A 17,501-nucleotide genomic window follows, 5' to 3' on the forward strand; every position below is an offset into this window, starting at 1 on the left:
CGGCGGGCCGCTTGATCATGCGCGTTCCACTGGGAGCCACAGTTCGCACGTGGCCGTGCTGAAGTCATCGGCGCGGTCGAGAACTGCGACGATCGACGGACCCGGCCGGAGCCGCCACGGGTTCGATGGAAACCAGTCCGTCGCGGTCGCCGCCCAGGTTGTCTGCAACGCAGTCGGATACTCGCCCTCGGTGCGGAACACCGCCCACCTACCGGCGAGAACCTCGATCGTGTCGAGATCGTCGGGCGCCGGTGTCGTGTCGGTGACGGCGACGCCGTGCAGGTAGGTCAGCTCGCTTCCTTCGGTGTAATCCGGGTCGACGTCGGCGCTCACTTGGAGCAGACCGGCCGGTTCGGTGTCGCCCAGCTTTTTGAGGCGTGCGTGCTCTGCAGCCGGCAGAGAAGCGATATGCGCTTGGATGTGGGGGTTGATGCTCTCGTGGATGAGGGGCACGCGGGTGGCGTGGCCGACGAGTCGGAACGCCGGTCGATCGGTGATGCGGGTGTCCATGGTGATGTTCCCTTCTACGGTCAGGCGGAACCTGAGCTGCGGTTGCGTCCGAAGGGGGCCGCCGTCTCGCTTGACGTCGCCGGGGCTGACGCCGTGCACGGATCGGAAGGCTCGGCCGAAGGCTTCGGTCGACCCGTAGCCGTAGCGGACCGCGATGCTCAGCAGGTTCCCGTTTCCGAGAACGTCTGCCGCTGCGACCGACATGCGGCGACGCCGGATGTACTCCGACAGGGGCATGCCCGCCAGCGACGAGAACATCCGTCGGAGGTGGTATTCCGTCGTGCCGAGCTCAGTCGCCAACAAAGCGACATCGAGGTCATCGTTCAGACGATCCTCGACCAGCTCGACCAGTTTGTTCAGCTCCGCGATCATGGCGCCTCCTTCGACACCCACACTTCCGGGTCGTCCCGATCGGCACCCTACTATCGCGGTCCGATCGGATCGTCTTTGTCCCTCGAGGACGTGCCCGTAAGGCGGTCGATCGCCGCGCGCCTCGCGACCCGAATAGGTGGCTGTCAGTATCAGAGGAGACTGCACTATGACCTGCGAGGGTGCGGCGTTTATGTGCTGTGGCCCGGGGTGACGACATATCCCGCACCGACGTCGCAGACGCGAACCCTGACTCCCCGAAAGCCATCTGTGCGAACGACGTTCGAGTAACTGCCTTCTGTGACTTGCCTGCGCAGTTTCGGGGTGTGTCCGGGGCTCACCGCCGACGAAATACCGGCTTCTTTGCGATCTTCAGATCGCCGCCGTGAGAACCCACCGCCGCGTGCTGAGAGGAAGCCATCAATCCGTCAGGATGATCAATTCACGCTCCGATGCGATTTCCACGCGCAGGCCCGCCTTCGATGCGACTCTGGCGACTCCCTTGATGTCGCTGGGTTCGGCGCGCGAGACCACTAGGGCGCGCGCCAGCAGCCCCTTGTGATGCTTGTTGAAGTGACTGACCACAGTGCGGGTGCCGTCCGGCTTCTCGGTGAGGACCGTTGCGATCAACGCGTCCGGAACGGGGCCGAGGTCCTGGTAGGTGCCGGACCGTAGATCGATGACAAGGCCGTCGGCTTCGGCGGCCAAAGCTTTCGGTAGTTCCGGCTTCCACAGGGAGCGGAGCGTACCCATCCCCGGCAGCTTGGACCCGCCCGAGAGGCGGTAGGCGGGAATCAGATCGCCTGCCCGGACGGCGCCGAACAGGGCGGAACCGATCGCGATCCGATCGAGTGCCTTGGCCTTCTGGGCCCGCGTGAACGACTTCGCGTCAAGGGCGTCGAACAGCACACCGGTGTAGCGCTGCAGTGCGGGGCGGGTTGCCGAGACCCACAATTTCGCGTTGCGTTCCACCTCGTCCGCCTGGGTCGGCCCGAGCCCCAGCGCCTGGCACGAGGCATCGACGTCGGCGGCCAGATCGACGAGCGTCTGTACCAGCAATTCGCGCGTTTCGGTCAACTGGGGCATCGACAGTTCAGCCAGATCGAGGGGCGCGTCCTTGCCGCCGTCGGACTTGGTTTCTGAGGGAGGCAGCAATACAAGCACCCCGATACCGTACCGACGCCCGCGGACGGCACAGCGCCGACTATCCTTGTACCTCGTGATTACCCGTCTGTCCCACCTGTTCCTGCGTACCCTGCGTGACGATCCCTCGGACGCCGAAGTTGCCAGCCACAAACTGCTGGTTCGCGCCGGCTACGTGCGCCGTATCGCTCCAGGCGTCTACTCGTGGTTGCCACTGGGATTGCGGGTGCTGCGCGAGGTCGAGCGCGTTGTCCGCGAAGAGATGAATGCCATGGGCGGCCAGGAAATTCTGCTCCCCGCACTGCTGCCGCGTGAGCCCTACGAGGCGTCAAACCGGTGGACCGAATACGGCGCCGGACTGTTCCGCCTCAAGGACCGCAAGGGCAACGACTACATGCTCGGCCCGACCCACGAAGAGCTTTTTGCTCTGACGGTCAAGGGTGAGTACAACTCCTACAAGGACTTCCCGGTCACCCTGTACCAGGTGCAGACCAAGTACCGCGACGAAGAGCGTCCGCGCGCCGGCATTCTGCGTGGCCGCGAGTTCGTCATGAAGGACTCGTACTCCTTCGACCTCACCGACGAGGGTCTGACAGCGTCGTACCAGGCGCACCGCGACGCGTACGAGAAGATCTTCACGCGGTTGGGCGTCAAATACGTCATCGTCTCGGCTACGTCGGGTGCAATGGGCGGCAGTGCTTCCGAGGAGTTCCTCGCCGAGAGCGAGATCGGCGAAGACACCTACGTGCGCTGCCTCGAATCCGGTTACGCCGCAAACGTCGAGGCCGTCAAGACGGTTGTGCCCGAGGCCATTCCGTTCGACGGACTGCCTGAGGCCAAGGTCTACGACACCGCGAACACCCCCACCATCGACACCCTGGTGGACTGGGCGAACGGTGCTGACCTCGGCCGCACGATCACCGCTGCCGACACCCTCAAGAACATCATGGTCAAGACCCGCCTGCCCGGCGGCGAATGGGAACTTCTCGGCATCGGCATCCCCGGCGACCGCGAGGTCGACGAAAAGCGCCTGGAGGCTTCGCTCGAGCCCGCCGAGTTCGTGATGATCACCGAGACCGACTTCAAGAACAACCCGTTCCTGGCCAAGGGTTACATCGGCCCGAAGGCGCTGCAGGCCAACGGTGTTCGCTACCTTGTCGATCCGCGCGTCGTCGACGGCACCAGCTGGATCACCGGCGCCGACGAAGACGGCAAGCACGTTGTCGGCCTCGTTGCCGGTCGCGATTTCACGCCCGACGGAACCATCGAAGCCGCTGAGGTTCGCGACGGCGACGCCTCTCCCGACGGAGCCGGCACGCTGGTCTCGGCCCGCGGCATCGAAATCGGTCACGTCTTCCAGCTCGGCCGCAAGTACACCGACGTGTTCAACGTCGACGTCCTCGCCGAGAACGGCAAGCCGGTTCGCCCGACCATGGGTTCGTACGGCGTCGGCGTCTCGCGCCTCGTTGCCGTCATCGCCGAGCAGCACCACGACGAGAAGGGCTTGCGCTGGCCCGCGGAGGTCTCACCGGCCGACGTCTACCTCGTCATCGCGAACAAGGACGAGACAGCTCGCGAAGGTGCCGAAGGCCTCGCAGCGCAGCTCGACCGCGCCGGACTCGAAGTGATCCTCGACGACCGCAAGGCATCGCCCGGCGTGAAGTTCAAGGACTCCGAGCTGATCGGTGTTCCGCTGATCGTCGTCGTCGGCCGTGGTTGGGCTGACGGTAAGGTCGAAATCCGCGACCGCTTCACCGGCGAAAGCCGCGAAATCGACGCCGATTCGGCAATCGAGGAGATCATCGCCGCAGTTCGCGGCTGATCCGAGAAGATGTGCGGGCCGCCGCAGACACTGTTCGAGGTGTCTGCGGCGGCCCTTCTTTTCTGCCACAATCGACCCTATGGAACGCGAACCGGATTGGGCAGAAGTCGACGGTTACCTTGTCTCCACGTTGGTGGGTGAAGATCCCGTCCTCGACGCGGCACTCGCCGCCAACACCGCGGCCGGCCTGCCGCCTATCGACGTAGCGCCGAACCAAGGCAAGTTGCTGCATCTGTTTGCTCGAATGTGCTTGGCGCGCAACGTCCTCGAAATCGGAACCCTCGGCGGGTACAGCACCATCTGGTTGGCCCGCGCCGTCGGACCGTCGGGGCGCGTCATCAGTCTCGAATTCGAACCGGCGCACGCCGAGGTCGCGCGCGCCAACATCGAACGCGCCGAACTTGCCGATCGGGTCGACATCCGCGTCGGCGCTGCCCTCGACAGCCTGCCGTTGATCGCGAAGGAAGAACTCGGTCCCTTCGACCTGGTGTTCATCGACGCGGACAAGGAAAACAACAGCGAATACGTGCGGTGGGCCCTTGCCCTGTCGCACCCGGGAACAGTCATCGTCGTCGACAACGTCGTGCGTGGGGGACACGTCTCGAATCCGGATATCGACGACGAGCGAGTCAAGGCCAGTCGTGCCGTCCTCGAGATGATCGCGGCCGAACCTCGACTCGACGGCACCGCGATCCAGACCGTCGGATCGAAGGGGTGGGACGGGTTCGCCGTTGCAGTAGTCAACGAGTGAGCGCACACTCGAAGCGGTGAGGATGCTGGGCGCAGCAAAGGCGGCATGGTTGTGGGTGCGGAGCGCACCCGGTACGTATATCTGGTTGTTGGCCCTGCTCTTCACCACACTGTTCCTGCGACATCTTCCCGACAATGTTCAGGAACACTTTCTCGGTAAGCGCTCCACCAATCTGCATCACCTCTCCGAGGACCCGATCCGCGTCCTGTTCTCGAGTGCGTTCTGGCTCGAAGGTGGTGGCTGGCTGGGGTATCTGGTTCTGTTCACTGTTTTTCATGCCACGGCAGAGCGCTGGCTCGGGACGTGGCGGTGGTTGTGCGTTGTCGTGATCGCGCACGTCGGCGCCACCTACATCAGTGAAGGTGTTCTCTACGAAGGCATTCGGCACGGATATGTCGCGGAGTCGGCGGTCAACACTCTCGACGTCGGGGTCAGTTACGGGTTGGCCGGGGTCGTCGGTGTTCTCGTGTACCGGATTTCAAAGCCCTGGCGCTACGTCTACCTCGGCGCAGCGGTGGTTTTCTATGCGGTGCCGTTGATCTTTGCCACCACTTTCACTGCGGTCGGGCACATGTCGGCGTTACTGCTCGGAGTGGCGTGTTATCCGCTGACTCGCACCCTTCCCAACCTAAGTTACTCACTGGTAGGTTTACGGCATCGACGAAAGGTATGACGTGTCTGACACCGACGGATTGCTGTTCAACCCCCACACCGAAGATTTTGCCCGTTTTGATCCCGAGACTCGCAGGCTGCTGTTGGCAACAGTGGAATGGTTCGAAAGCCGGGGCAAGAAGCAGCTCCTGCACGACGATCTCGAAGCTGTCTGGGTGTCGGACTTCCTCGACTTCGTCAAGAAGGAGAAGTTGTTCGCGACGTTCCAGACTCCGGCGGCCTATGCCGACGGCGATGAGGACCGTCGCTGGGACGGTGCCCGCAATGCGGCACTGAGTGAGGTCTTCGGCTTCTACGGACTGGCGTACTGGTACGCGTGGCAGGTCACGATCCTCGGACTCGGACCGATCTGGATGAGTGACAACGACTCCGCGAAGAAGCGTGCGGCACAGGAACTCGCCGATGGTGGAGTCATGGCGTTCGGACTCTCCGAGCGCGACCACGGCGCCGACGTCTACTCCACCGACATGCTTCTTACCCCGGCCGACGGTGACGTCGCATTCCGAGCGAGCGGCGAGAAGTACTACATCGGCAACGGCAACGTCGCGGGAATGGTGTCTGTATTCGGCCGTCGCACCGATGTCGACGGGCCCGAGGGGTACGTGTTCTTCGTTGCGGACAGCGCGCACCCGAACTACCACCTCGTCGACAACGTCCTCCGCGGTCAGATGTACGTCAGCAACTTCCGGTTGGAGGACTACCCGGTCCGGGAGGAAGACATCCTGCACACCGGCGTCGCGGCATTCGAAGCAGCGCTCAACACCGTAAACGTCGGAAAGTTCAACCTCTGCACCGGTTCGATCGGGATCAGTGAGCACGCGTTCTTCGAGGCAATCACCCACGCGCAGAACCGAATTCTGTACGGAAATCCCGTCACCGACTTCGCTCACGTCCGAGCAGCGTTTGTCGACGCGTACTCCCGCCTGGTTGCGATGAAGCAGTTCAGCGCGCGGGCCGTCGACTACTTCCGCAGTGCGAGCCTCGATGACCGTCGCTACCTGCTGTTCAACCCGATGACCAAGGCCAAGGTCACCTCCGAAGGTGAACGTGTTGTCGGACTTCTGCACGACGTGATCGCTGCCAAGGGTTACGAGAAGTCCACCTACTTCCGCGAAGCCGCGCAGGTGATCGGCACACTGCCCAAGCTCGAGGGCACCGTTCACGTCAATGTCGGCTTGATCCTCAAGTTCTTGCCGAACTACCTCTTCAATCCGGCAGAGTTTCCGGAGATTGTCACGCGCGGCGACGCTGCGGACGACGAGTTCTTCTGGAATCAAGGACCGACTCGTGGTGCGGCAAAGATCCAGTTCCACGAGTGGAAGCCGGTGTACGAGAAGCATTCCTCGATCCCGAACGTCGCCCGTTTCTACGAGCAAGCGATCGCGTTGACTGAATTGCTGACATCGGCGGCGCCGGACGCAGCGCAGCAGAAGGATCTCGATTTCATGCTCAACGTCGGGCATCTGTTCTCGCTCGTCGTGTACGGCCATCTGATCCTCGAGCAGGCCGAAATCGCGGGACTCGACGCCGACATCGTGGATCAGATCTTCGACTTCCAGATTCGCGATTTCTCCGGCTATGCGATTGCGCTGCACGGGAAACCGTCGTCGACGCCGGAGCAACAGGCCTGGGCACTCGCAGCTGTGCGCAAACCCGTCGTCGACGGTGAGCGCTTCGACCGCGTATGGCAGCAGGTCAAGGCATACGACGGCGCGTACGAGATGCGCGCATGAGTGCGGTGGCAACCCGCGACCAGCTGATGGCGGTGGTCGAAGGATCTCCCAAAGCTGTCGGCGCACATGATCGTTCGGCGTGGGTATCGCTGTTCAGTTCGGACGGTCAGGTCAACGATCCTGTTGGTTCGCGTCCGCACAACGGGCGGGCGTCGATCGAGCGTTTCTACGACACGTTCATCGCCCCGAACACCATCACGTTCCAGGTCGAGCGCGACATAGTGTGTGGCCGAACAGTGTGGCGCGATCTCAGTCTCGCCACCGAAATGTCGACCGGCGTCGTCCTGAACGTGCCGATGCATCTGCGCTACGACCTGGTCGGTGAGCCGGACTCGTTGCGGATCGGAACCCTGTACGCCCATTGGGAATTGGCGACCATGCTGAGCCAGCTTGCCACCGCGGGTGCGGCCGGCGTCAAGGCTGCGGCCAAGCTGACACCACAGTTGCTGTCCAACCAGGGGATCGGCGGAGCGATTGGCTTCTCCCGCGGCATCCTCGGGGTCGGGTCGAAGGGAAAGCAGGCGGCAACACGATTCCTCGACGCCGCAAAGGTCGGCCGGATTCCGCCCATACCGGTCGAGCTTCCGACGGGTACGTACCTGTCCACCGCTGACGCCAACGACCTTCTGGCCGGGGTGAGCCGAAGCAAGGTCCTCGCTGCGGGCCGGACCGTCACGGCAAGCGTCGTCGTCTGCGGTGAACCGGCCATCGCGCTCTTCCGATTCGAGGGCTCGGGGCATCGAATCAACCGGGTGCGGTTCTTCACCGAGAGCTGACGTGATCGGCTCGGCGCACCGATACCGGCGCGCCGAGCCTGGCGTCGTCCTTTGTTTAGAGTGCGCCGAGATCGGCGGACAGCCAGGTGTGCGGTTTCATGTAAATTGCGACCTGCTCGCCCAGTTGAGAGCGGGCAAAGTCGAGATAACCGTCAACCTTGTCCGGGGTCAAATATCGCCGCGATACTTCGACCAGCATCTCGTCGGTTCCTGGCACGATTTTGTCGACGGAACCTTCGACGCTCACATAGCGGATGGTCGGCTCGAGTCGTTGAGCCATGAGGGAGAAGTGCCCAGCAGACTCGATGAGCTGGGCCTTTTTCGACCCTTTTCCCGTGAGAATCCAAGGGCTGCCGCCTGGTGAATAGAGATACCAGATACCAGATGGGGACTGTCAACGGACCGCGCTCGGAGTTGTTCGCCACCGACAGCGCTGCAACGTGCGGCTCGGCCAGAAACTGTTCACGCTCATTCTCGGAGAGTGCCATCACCTGAGACTACAGCGGTGTTCGACAGGCTGGCCAGCGTTGTGGCGCCCTCATTTCGGGACGAGTTGATCGGCCAGGATCCGGGCGGCTTCCTCGAAACGATCCGGATGTGAACCGCCGAAGTTCAGGCGAATGTATGCGGCGGTTGGTTCCGCCGGAAACCACTCGGCCCCAGGGGAAATCGAGAGGCCGTGCGAGAGGCACCTGGTTGCCAACGCGTCGGAATCTGAACCTTCAGGCATGCGAAGCCATAAGTTGAGACCACCGGCGGGCTTGTGCGTGAGCGTGAGTTCCGGTGCATGAGTATCTAATTCGCGGATCAGGTGGTCACGCCGTTCGCGCAGTAGTTCGCGAACGCTTCGCCGATGTGAAATCCACGAAGGTTGGGTGAGGACATCGACCGCCGCAGCTTGCAGAATCCCGGAAACGTACAGATCATCGATGGTGCGATCGGTTTCGATTCGTCGTCGCGCCGGACCGCGTGCAACAACGGCCGCGACCCGTAGCGCCGGCGACGTGCTCTTGGTGAGCGACCGGACGTAGATCACGTGGCCGTCGGGGTCGTTCGCAGCCAGGGGAGTGACGTCTTGGTCGATTCCGAAATCGTGCGCCCAGTCGTCTTCGATCACGAATACACCGTGATCGCGCACGACCTTCATGATCGATTGCCTCTCAGCGTCCGACCAGAGTGCTCCGGTTGGATTGGCAAAATGCGGTTGCGCGTAGAACAGACGCGCCCCGGAGAGTTCGAACGCGGTGGCAAGATCATCCGGATCCGGAGCCTGGGTCCCGCGGGCGACGGGCACAACGGTCAACCCCGCCTGTTTGGCTGCCGCGATGGCGCCCCAGTACGTCGGCGACTCCATGACGATGGCATCACCGGGACCTGCAAGCGCCCGGAACGTCGAAGACAGTGCGCTCTGCCCGCCGGGTGTGATCAGGACGTCGGAATCACGAACCGTGGTAGCGCCGCCCGCGGTGAGCTCGTGGGCGAACCACTCACGGAGTTCTCCGAGCCCTGCGGTGTGCGGTCGACGTGCCGCATGTGAGCTTCGCGCCGCTCTCGACAGTGCTCCGCGGATCTGGCGAAGGGGAAGCAACTCGTCCGTTGGGTAGCCGCTGTGCAGCGAGATCGTGTCTGCCGTGACCGTGAGCATGCTTGATCCGATGGGATTGGCGTCTACGCGGCTCGGACCGAGACTGGTTGTCTGCCAAGAAAAATCGGATATCTGAGGCGTTCGTGTTCGGGCCACGAAATTTCCCGAACCCGGGCGGGTGTCAACCAGGCCTTCACTCACGAGTTGCCGTATTGCGTGCTGCACGGTGACCGGCCCGACGCCGTGCGTTGCGGCCAGCGCCCGAGTGGAGGGGAGTTGCATTCCGGCGGTCGACGACGCGATCAGCGTGCGCAAGCCGTCGACAACCCGTCGACTACTGCTATCGTGGGACATGAAGGACAATAGTAGCGCTATCGCTAACGAATCGGCACCGCTATCGGGTCTGTGGTGGGGGCTCCTGGGAGTTCTGGCGTTTTCGTTCACGGTTCCACTGACCAGAATCGCAGTTGGTGACCTCGATCCGTTATTCATCGGCGCCGGCCGCGCGGTAGTGGCGGGAGCGTTGGCGACGATAGCCCTGCTGGCTTCGCGCGCCACCATTCCCAGCCTGCGGCAATGGGCGCGGATTGCACTGGTCACCATCGGAGTTGTTCTCGGGTTCCCGTTGCTCACCACGTTTGCGGTGCAAACATCGCCGGCCAGTCATGCCGCCGTCGTCATCGGGCTATTACCGGCCGCGACAGCCGTATTTGCCGTCCTTCGGGGGAAAGAACGGCCGAGTCGGGCATTTTGGTGGGCGAGTGCGGCCGGCGCGATATCGGTGGCAGTGTTCGTCGCATGTGCAGGCGGCGGACTCGGTTCGTTCCACCTTGCGGATCTTCTGCTGGTCGGGGCTGTGATCTGCGCTGCGCTCGGGTACTCCGAAGGAGCTTTGCTGGCTCGCGAAATCGGATCATGGCAGACAATCGCCTGGGCGTTGATTCTTGCGCTGCCCGTCACCGCCACCATGACCGTTGTGTCGATGGTGAATACGCCCGTCCACGCCGACGCCAGTTCATGGTTTGCGTTTGCCTACCTGGGTGCCATCAGCATGTTTCTCGGATTCTTCCCCTGGTACCGAGGCCTAGCCATGGGACCGATCTCCACGGTCAGTCAGACGCAGCTGGTTCAACCGGTTCTCAGCATTGCGTGGTCGGCCTTGATCCTGGGAGAGGTGCTGTCGCTGACCATCGTCGCGGGCGGCATCGTGGTGATCGGTTGCGCGTGGCTAGCTCTCAAGGCGCGCGTAGCGGCGCCGCGTGTTGACAGTGCGCGCGTAGCGGCGCCGCGTGTTGACAGCGCCGCTACGGCGTCCGGTGTGCGCGGCTCAGAAGAGCGGGCCGCCACCGAATGCAGCACGATGTGATGCCGGCTGCTTGCCGTTGGCGTCGGTGATTCCGTAGTCGAGTGCAGTTTCCGCGGTGATCAGGGTGTGCCCGCTGCGGGAGTTGACCTCGGGGTCGTTGGCCAGTGCCGTGATGACCTGCCCGACAAACTCCGGGGTCTCTGCTTCGGCGAGGGAGAAGCCCTCGAAGCTCTCCATTCCGCTGGCTTCCATTCGCTCGTTGCGGATCAGGCCGAGCCAGAAGGACAGTGCGGTGACTCCGGTTCCCTTCAACTCGACGGCCATGTCCGCGGCCATCTTGTCGAGGCCGGTCTTCGACATCCCGTACAGCACCGAGTGCAAGTATCCGCGGCTGCCGAATGACGAGATATGGCCGATGACACCGCTTCCGTGGGGAACCATCAATTTGGCCGCTTCCACGGATGCGACGTAATGCGCGCGCAAACCGATTCCGATCAGAGAGTCCCAGTCTGCGACGGGGCGCTTCCAGAACGGATCCGTGAAACCTGCGTAGCCGGCGGGGTTGGCCCACACGTTGTTGACGAGGAGATCGAGACGGCCGGACTGCTCGTCGGCGATGCGGGCAAAGAGGTCGACGATCTGCTGATCATCGCTGTGATCACACTGCACAGCGATTCCCCGGCCACCACGCTCGGTGATCTCCGCAGCGGCGGCGTCGAGCGGGCCGTTGGTGCCGACTTCACCGCGCGCGGTCACGTACACGGTCCAGCCGTCGCTGCCCAACGCCAACGCAATTCCCTTGCCGACACTGCGACTCGCGCCGGTTACCAGCGCAACTTTTGATGCAGTCATTGTCGGCTCCCCACTGATCCCTCGGCGAGGACTGCCTCGGCTGGCAGGGGAGTGGTCATCGACCACGTCTCCGTGAAGTGGCAGCGACTCATCTTCCACTCTCCGTCCTCGATCACATACGCGTCGTCGTATTCGCCCGTCATCAATTTCTGAGTCCGAGCGACCGTGTCGATCTGGCGGAACTGCAGCGTCCACCGTCCGGTCGCGGAAGTCTCCGAAGTTATTTCGATATCGGGGTGAAGTCCGTGATGCATGTCGAGCACCGCGTAACGGCCGTCGACTTTGCGCAGGGCGACGGCCGTGAAGATGTCGGCCATCGGGCCCGCGTCGTCGAATGCTCCTAGTTGGCCGTAGTCGATGGACGCGCCGCTCTTGATGAAACTGTTGCGGAACGCGACCGGGTCCTTGGCATCACAGGCGCGCCAGTAGTCGTACTTGAGCTTTTTGATCTCTTCGATCTGCTCGAGGGCGTCGATGCGTTGTGCAAGATCCAACGTCGGTCCTTTTCGTCCGGTTTTCCGTGATGTGTCGGAACCCGACTCTATGGTGTGCTCCGTCACGAATGTGACGTAAATCCCAGTAGCCGGTCAGGTGTCCGAGTTGGATGCGGGCGGGGTACTGGTGGCTGAGAGCGATGTCGCCGCGGATTCACTGAAGACGCTGTCGCATAGTTCTCCCAGTGCGGGATCCTGCCCTGAATGTTCCGGAGCCTTCATTGCAAGCAGGTTGTTGATGAGCATGCCGTTGGCGATGAACATTCGGGCCTGCTCGGGGGTGCAGCCGGTCCGGTCGCGCACCAGGCTGTAGATCTTCGACATCGCGAATCGTGACACGGTGGCGATGTCGTCTGTGCCGGTGGCGAACCCGTGCAGCATGACGAGCAGTAGGTCGCGGTCCAGGATCAGTTCGCCGTAGGTGGAACCGAGTTCGGCCCAGAACTCCGGTTTGTCGGGGTCGATATCGAGCGTGTCCAGCTTTTCGGTGAAGGTGCGGACGATCTCGTCGAGCGCTCGGGCGAACACGGCGCGGAACAGTTCTGCTTTCGTTCCGAACATGCGCACGATGTACGGCTGCGAGACGCCGGCCTCTTTTGCGACGGCATCGGTGCTGGTGCCGGAGTATCCGCCGCGGGCGAAGGCCCTGGTGGCTGCTGCAAGGACAAGTGCCCGGCGTTGCGGCGCGCTCATCCTTCGCTTGGGGGAGGCGGAATCTTCACTCGACATATTGACAGGTTATCAGTTGATAACTTAGCTTCAATTAAGTAATCAACCGATACCTACGCGAAGGCGTGCAATGACTGTTTTGGCGAATCCCGGTGCCGCACCCGGTTCGGAGGGGACCCGCAGGCGATCAGTACCGGTCGCGACAGCGATCGTTGCTGCGTCTCTGCCGATGTTCATGGCGACACTCGACAATCTTGTGATGACCAGCGCATTGCCGGTGATCGAGAAGGATCTGAACGCGTCCGTGAGCCAGTTGCAGTGGTTCATGAACGCGTACACGCTTGCGTTTGCGACGCTGATGTTGTCGGCGACGACGCTCGGCGATCGGTGGGGTAGGCGACGCATGTTCGTCGGCGGGATCGGACTGTTCACCGCAGCGTCGATTGCCTCCGCGCTCTCGACGTCGGCTGGACTGTTGATCGCGGCACGCGCCGTTCAAGGCGTCGGCGCTGCTGCCATCCTGCCGTTGTCGCTGACACTGCTCGTGGCTGCGGTTCCGGAAGCCAAGCGCGCCATGGCAATCGGCATCTGGGGTGGAGTATCGGGGCTCGGTATCGCGATGGGTCCGGTGGTGGGCGGCGCTGTGGTCGACGGCTTCTCGTGGCAAGGGATCTTCTGGATCAACGTGCCGGTGGCAATCGTCGCTGTTCCTCTCGCGCTGTATGCACTGCGCGAATCGACCGGGCGGAAACAGCCGTTGGACGTCGCCGGTGTCGCGCTGGCCGGCCTCGGAGTGTTCCTTGCGGTCTGGGGCATCGTTCACGGCAACGACGACGGTTGGAGTACTTTCGGTGTTGTCGCATCACTGGTGGGTGCCGTAGTTGCCTTGGGGCTGTTCATCGTTCGCGAACGAACCACGTCGCACCCTGTGATGCCGTTGCGTCTGTTCCGATCCAGAAGCTTCTCGATGGCAAACGTGATCGGCTTGACCTTCTCGATCGGCATCTTCGGTGCGGTGTTCCTGCTCTCGCAGTATCTTCAGATTGCGATGGGGTTCACACCGTTCGAAGCCGGACTGCGGACGCTTCCGTGGACAGCGGCGCCGATGGTCTTCGCGCCGCTCGCGGGCTTCCTCGCCCCGAAAGTGGGATTGCGGCCGCTGCTGCTCACCGGTCTCGGTCTGCAAGCCGGCGCGTTGTTCTGGTTGGCTGCTCGCATCGGTCCGGACGCCACGCACGCGTCACTCGTCCCCGCACTTCTCATGGCTGGAATAGGTATGGGGCTGACTTTCGCGCCCAACGCCACCGCGGTACTCGTCGACATGGATGCGCCGGATCACGGCACGGCCAGTTCGACCAACGCAACACTTCGCGAGATCGGCGTCGCATTGGGAATCGCAGTCCTGACAGCGGTGTTCCTGGCCGCAGGTGGAGCCTTGACGCCGCTGGGATACAGCGAAGCACTGACGCCGGCCCTGCGCGTCGGGGGATGCTTTGTGCTGGTAGCAGTAGTTGCGGCGTGGTTCGTGCCGACTCGAAAGTGAGTTTGCACAGCACTATTCGCCGGGAAACGCCGATGTTGCCGGAGTTGTCCCGAGTGCGAGATTCCATCCAGCGCCGCGGATCGAGGCGTCTGTGAGTGCCTCGACTCCGAAAGTGCGGAGATCGTCGGAATCGGCCTGCTCGATCAACGCGCGGTACGCAGTTGCGGTGTCGGCTTCGATCTGTGCCGCCAACTGCGCCGCCGTGATCGCGTCGGTGACCGGGAACGGGATGTCGTAACCGGCAGCGGCGATCGGGGGAGTAAGGCCCGCGTCGACGGCAATGACGGACAACGCGTCACGGCGCGCCCGGTGGGTTGCCATGTGGGTGGCAACCTCGTTGACCCGAGCCGGGTTGGAGAACGCGGCGACGACGCCGTAAGCGAAAATTGCGGCGTTCTCGGATTCGATGGCATCGAGCAGTGCTGAATCACTGGTTGTCGATGTGTGCAGAATGCTCATGACAGCAGCACCGCCGTCTGGGTGGCGCACGCCGCGCTGATCGAACCGAGCAGTCCGGCGCGATAGCCCGTTGTCGTCCGGGCGAGGTCCGCGGCGGCGCGAGCGGACTCCGCCAACGACGTGCGCACCGAGTCGATCCCTGCTGGCGCTGCGGGCGCGGTCGACGACGCTGACGGCGTTGTCGTGGTGCCGGCACCCCCGCCTGCTGCTCGCGCGATCTCGGCGTCGAGGGCGTCGGCGTGAGCGGTGCGCTCAGCGCTGATCGTCGTGAGCGCGGCAACACGTTCCGGTGCCAGCGCGATCGAGTTGCTCGCAGCGGCGGCGTCCGCTCGTGCGCGATCGGCCTGCGAGGTCAGCTGGTCGACTTCGACGGCGGCTTGGGCAGAGCCGTTGTCGGTACACGCTGCGGCCGCGAAGGCGATGGCGCCGATCGATGCCGCACCTGCGATCTTCAGCGCACTCCGGCGGGAGTGGGAGGTGGTGGGTAGGGGCGTCAGCACTCGTCCATGGTGCCAGGTACCGCACGATTCGTTCGAATCAGGCGAACGTGTTCACGTGTGATGTGTAACGGTCGGTCTGGTCGCAGGCATCCCGAAGGAGCGGTACTCTTGGATGCTTGGCCGGACAGTGCGGCGAATGGTGTCTTTGGCATGCCCACAAACTGGGTACCTGCTACTTCTAGACCTATCGCCGCACAGCCTAGGTCACACAGACTGACAACACCGAGTCGATTCGAGTCGACGACAACTGAAACGAGGAGTTCGCGAGATGCCGGTGCCATCCAAGGACAGGGTTATCGAGCTGGTCTCCGAACTCGTGCAGTCCAAAGGTTACGACGTCGAGGACGTCGTGGTCACGAACGCAGGTAAGCACAGTGCCGTTCGCATCATGGTCGACAGTGACGCCGGGATCGAACTGGATGCCGCTGCCGAGATCAGTCGGCTCGTCTCCGAGTTGTTCGACAGCCTCGAGGAAATCGGGGAAGCGCCGTACACGCTCGAGGTCACGTCGCCCGGGATCGATCGGCCGCTGACGGCCGAGCGGCACTGGCGCAGGGCACGTGGGCGCAAAGCGCGCATCGATCTTGCCGACGAGACCGTCGTCGGTCGAATCGGTGTTCTCGGCGAGGATTCGGTTGCGGTGGTCATGAACGGTCGCGGCGGTCTGACTGTCCGCGAAATACCACTGGCGGACGTGCAGAAAGCTGTTGTGCAGGTCGAGTTTTCGAAGCCGAGTGACGCAGAGCTGGAACTTGCCGGAGGAATTCCGGAGGGTCGGGCGGTGCATACGGACCTCGACGAGTCCGATGCACAGGTGGTCGATTCCGAAGAAGACGTAGAAGACGTAGATAACGAAGAAGGGTTCGACAAGTGAATATCGACATTGCAGCGTTGCGAGCGATCGAGGCCGAAAAAGGCGTCCCGATCGAAACGGTGATCGCCACGATCCAGACCGCGCTGCTGACGGCGTACCGACACACCGAGGGCCACAAGCAGAACGCTCGGATCGACGTCAATCTCAAGACCGGTTCGGTGCGAGTCATGGCCCACGACACCGATTCCGACGGAAACATGGTGGGCGCGGAGTGGGACGACACTCCCGAGGGCTTCGGCCGGATCGCGGCGACCACCGCGCGTCAGGTAATTCTTCAGCGTCTGCGTGATGCCGAGCACGAGCGCAGCTTCGGCGAGTACGCGACGCACGAAGGCGAAATCGTCGGCGGTGTGATCCAGCGGGACACCCGCGCGAACTCGCGTGGCATGGTCGTCGTGCGAATCGGCAGCGACGCACATGGCACCGAAGGTCTTCTCCCACCCGCCGAGCAGGTTCCGGGTGAAAGCTACGAGCACGGTGAGCGCATCAAGTGCTACGTCGTCGGTGTCGCCCGCGGCGCCCGCGGCCCGCAGATCACGCTGTCGCGCACCCACCCGAACCTGGTTCGGAAGCTCTTTGCACTCGAGGTTCCCGAAATTGCCGACGGCAGCGTCGAGATCATCAACGTTGCCCGCGAAGCCGGCCACCGTTCCAAGATCGCGGTTGCGTCGCGAGTTCACGGGCTCAACGCGAAGGGTGCATGCATCGGTCCCATGGGGCAGCGCGTGCGCAACGTCATGAGCGAACTCGCCGGTGAGAAGATCGACATCATCGACTACGACGAGGACCCCGCGACATTTGTGGGCAACGCACTCTCGCCGTCGAAAGTGGTCTCCGTCACTGTTGTCGACCTCGATGCCCGTGCAGCACGGGTTATCGTGCCTGATTTCCAGCTGTCGCTGGCCATCGGCAAGGAGGGCCAAAATGCCCGCCTTGCTGCACGGTTGACCGGTTGGCGTATCGATATTCGAAGCGATGCAGCACCGGTCGACGACGCGTCTGATCGCTCCGGCGCGTCAAACGGATAACGGTGGAATGCAGTGTTCGTGACGGTTCGACGGTAGAGTAGACGATGGTTCGACGTGAGTCCTCGGATTTTGCGCGCGCGACGCCCGGTTCACCGGTCAGAACGTGTGTGGGATGCAGGGAACAAGGGTCGGCTGCCGATCTGTTGAGGGTCGTGGTTGGTGGGCAGGGGCCGGAGGGTTCCCTGCTTGTCCCCGACGTATTGCGAAGGCTCCACGGTCGAGGTGCATGGCTGCACCTGGATCCGAGTTGCCTGAGCCTGGCAGAGCGGCGCCGAGCATTCAGCAGAGCACTGCGAGTGTCCGGAAATCTGGACACGTCCGCTGTCGACCAGCTGGTCGACGCAGTTCACACAAAAGCAGTACCTCTCGAGAAGAACAGGCACAAGCACTCATGAGCACACCGTGAAGCACCAAC

18 protein-coding genes and 1 pseudogene are annotated in these 17,501 nt (G+C 62.9%); 10 read left to right on the forward strand and 9 right to left on the reverse strand.

Features of this window, described 5'->3' with window-relative positions; all coding sequences use genetic code 11:
- Positions 1–15 precede the first annotated feature (15 nt).
- Positions 16–882, reverse strand: coding sequence for an AraC family transcriptional regulator (locus V2B23_RS00225; RefSeq protein ID WP_430948507.1), 867 nt, complete (start codon positions 880–882; stop codon positions 16–18).
- Between the two features lie 417 nt (positions 883–1,299).
- The gene (yaaA, locus tag V2B23_RS00230) at positions 1,300–2,043 is read right to left on the reverse strand and encodes a peroxide stress protein YaaA (RefSeq protein WP_033234924.1); all 744 of its coding nucleotides are present in this window, start codon (positions 2,041–2,043) and stop codon (positions 1,300–1,302) included.
- A 55-nt stretch (positions 2,044–2,098) separates the two neighbouring features.
- Between yaaA and V2B23_RS00235 the strand changes: the two genes are divergently transcribed.
- The 5 genes from V2B23_RS00235 (at position 2,099) to V2B23_RS00255 (ending at position 7,776) form a co-directional block, all read left to right on the forward strand.
- Positions 2,099–3,844, forward strand: a complete 1,746-nt coding sequence (locus V2B23_RS00235; RefSeq protein WP_033234923.1) for a proline--tRNA ligase — start codon at positions 2,099–2,101, stop codon at positions 3,842–3,844.
- A 79-nt stretch (positions 3,845–3,923) separates the two neighbouring features.
- Complete coding sequence (locus tag V2B23_RS00240) at positions 3,924–4,595, forward strand: O-methyltransferase (protein WP_033234922.1); 672 nt, start codon at positions 3,924–3,926, stop codon at positions 4,593–4,595.
- Between the two features lie 22 nt (positions 4,596–4,617).
- Complete coding sequence (locus tag V2B23_RS00245) at positions 4,618–5,268, forward strand: rhomboid-like protein (protein ID WP_430949141.1); 651 nt, start codon at positions 4,618–4,620, stop codon at positions 5,266–5,268.
- A gap of 1 nt (position 5,269) precedes the next feature.
- Complete coding sequence (locus tag V2B23_RS00250) at positions 5,270–7,000, forward strand: acyl-CoA dehydrogenase family protein (RefSeq protein ID WP_430948508.1); 1,731 nt, start codon at positions 5,270–5,272, stop codon at positions 6,998–7,000.
- The gene (locus tag V2B23_RS00255; protein ID WP_430948509.1) at positions 6,997–7,776 is read left to right on the forward strand and encodes a nuclear transport factor 2 family protein; all 780 of its coding nucleotides are present in this window, start codon (positions 6,997–6,999) and stop codon (positions 7,774–7,776) included. Before V2B23_RS00250 ends, V2B23_RS00255 begins: the two co-directional genes overlap by 4 nt.
- A gap of 55 nt (positions 7,777–7,831) precedes the next feature.
- On the opposite strand, the pseudogene V2B23_RS00260 reads toward V2B23_RS00255, so the two are convergent.
- Positions 7,832–8,264, reverse strand: a pseudogene (locus V2B23_RS00260) (pyridoxamine 5'-phosphate oxidase family protein).
- A 50-nt stretch (positions 8,265–8,314) separates the two neighbouring features.
- Positions 8,315–9,715, reverse strand: a complete 1,401-nt coding sequence (locus tag V2B23_RS00265) for a PLP-dependent aminotransferase family protein (protein ID WP_430948510.1) — start codon at positions 9,713–9,715, stop codon at positions 8,315–8,317.
- Here V2B23_RS00265 and V2B23_RS00270 point away from each other — a divergent pair.
- Complete coding sequence (locus V2B23_RS00270) at positions 9,714–10,727, forward strand: DMT family transporter (RefSeq protein ID WP_430948511.1); 1,014 nt, start codon at positions 9,714–9,716, stop codon at positions 10,725–10,727. The genes V2B23_RS00265 and V2B23_RS00270 overlap by 2 nt on opposite strands.
- Here the strand turns inward: V2B23_RS00270 and V2B23_RS00275 are convergent.
- The 3 genes from V2B23_RS00275 to V2B23_RS00285 all read right to left on the reverse strand — a co-directional run bounded on the left by V2B23_RS00275 (position 10,689) and on the right by V2B23_RS00285 (position 12,742).
- Entirely contained in the window at positions 10,689–11,519 is an 831-nt protein-coding gene (locus V2B23_RS00275; RefSeq protein WP_430948512.1) for an SDR family NAD(P)-dependent oxidoreductase, read from the reverse strand. The two genes, V2B23_RS00270 and V2B23_RS00275, sit on opposite strands and share 39 nt — an antisense overlap.
- Positions 11,516–12,013, reverse strand: coding sequence for a nuclear transport factor 2 family protein (locus tag V2B23_RS00280; protein ID WP_430948513.1), 498 nt, complete (start codon positions 12,011–12,013; stop codon positions 11,516–11,518). The genes V2B23_RS00275 and V2B23_RS00280 overlap by 4 nt, the downstream gene beginning before the upstream one ends.
- 93 nt (positions 12,014–12,106) lie before the next feature.
- Entirely contained in the window at positions 12,107–12,742 is a 636-nt protein-coding gene (locus V2B23_RS00285) for a TetR/AcrR family transcriptional regulator (protein ID WP_430948514.1), read from the reverse strand.
- 70 nt (positions 12,743–12,812) lie between these two features.
- Between V2B23_RS00285 and V2B23_RS00290 the strand changes: the two genes are divergently transcribed.
- Positions 12,813–14,225, forward strand: a complete 1,413-nt coding sequence (locus V2B23_RS00290; protein ID WP_430948515.1) for a DHA2 family efflux MFS transporter permease subunit — start codon at positions 12,813–12,815, stop codon at positions 14,223–14,225.
- 12 nt (positions 14,226–14,237) lie between these two features.
- On the opposite strand, the gene V2B23_RS00295 is transcribed toward V2B23_RS00290, so the two are convergent.
- Together V2B23_RS00295 and V2B23_RS00300 are read right to left on the reverse strand one after the other, a co-directional pair.
- Positions 14,238–14,684 carry a ferritin-like domain-containing protein gene (locus tag V2B23_RS00295; protein WP_430948516.1) on the reverse strand — a complete coding sequence of 149 codons (447 nt, stop codon included), beginning with the start codon at positions 14,682–14,684 and terminating at the stop codon, positions 14,238–14,240.
- A complete protein-coding gene (locus V2B23_RS00300; RefSeq protein WP_430949142.1) occupies positions 14,681–15,181 on the reverse strand; it encodes a hypothetical protein in 501 nt (166 codons plus the stop codon). The genes V2B23_RS00295 and V2B23_RS00300 overlap by 4 nt, the downstream gene beginning before the upstream one ends.
- Before the next feature lie 271 nt (positions 15,182–15,452).
- Between V2B23_RS00300 and rimP the strand changes: the two genes are divergently transcribed.
- The 3 genes from rimP to V2B23_RS00315 are packed head-to-tail and all read left to right on the forward strand — an operon-like array spanning position 15,453 to position 17,481.
- Positions 15,453–16,058, forward strand: a complete 606-nt coding sequence (gene rimP / locus V2B23_RS00305; protein WP_430948517.1) for a ribosome maturation factor RimP — start codon at positions 15,453–15,455, stop codon at positions 16,056–16,058.
- Entirely contained in the window at positions 16,055–17,086 is a 1,032-nt protein-coding gene (nusA, locus tag V2B23_RS00310) for a transcription termination factor NusA (RefSeq protein ID WP_430948518.1), read from the forward strand. The genes rimP and nusA overlap by 4 nt, the downstream gene beginning before the upstream one ends.
- A 44-nt stretch (positions 17,087–17,130) precedes the next feature.
- A complete protein-coding gene (locus tag V2B23_RS00315; protein ID WP_045067292.1) occupies positions 17,131–17,481 on the forward strand; it encodes a YlxR family protein in 351 nt (116 codons plus the stop codon).
- Positions 17,482–17,501: the final 20 nt, after the last annotated feature.

This window comes from Rhodococcus sp. 24CO (assembly GCF_050586165.1).
Lineage (GTDB): Bacteria > Actinomycetota > Actinomycetes > Mycobacteriales > Mycobacteriaceae > Rhodococcus_F.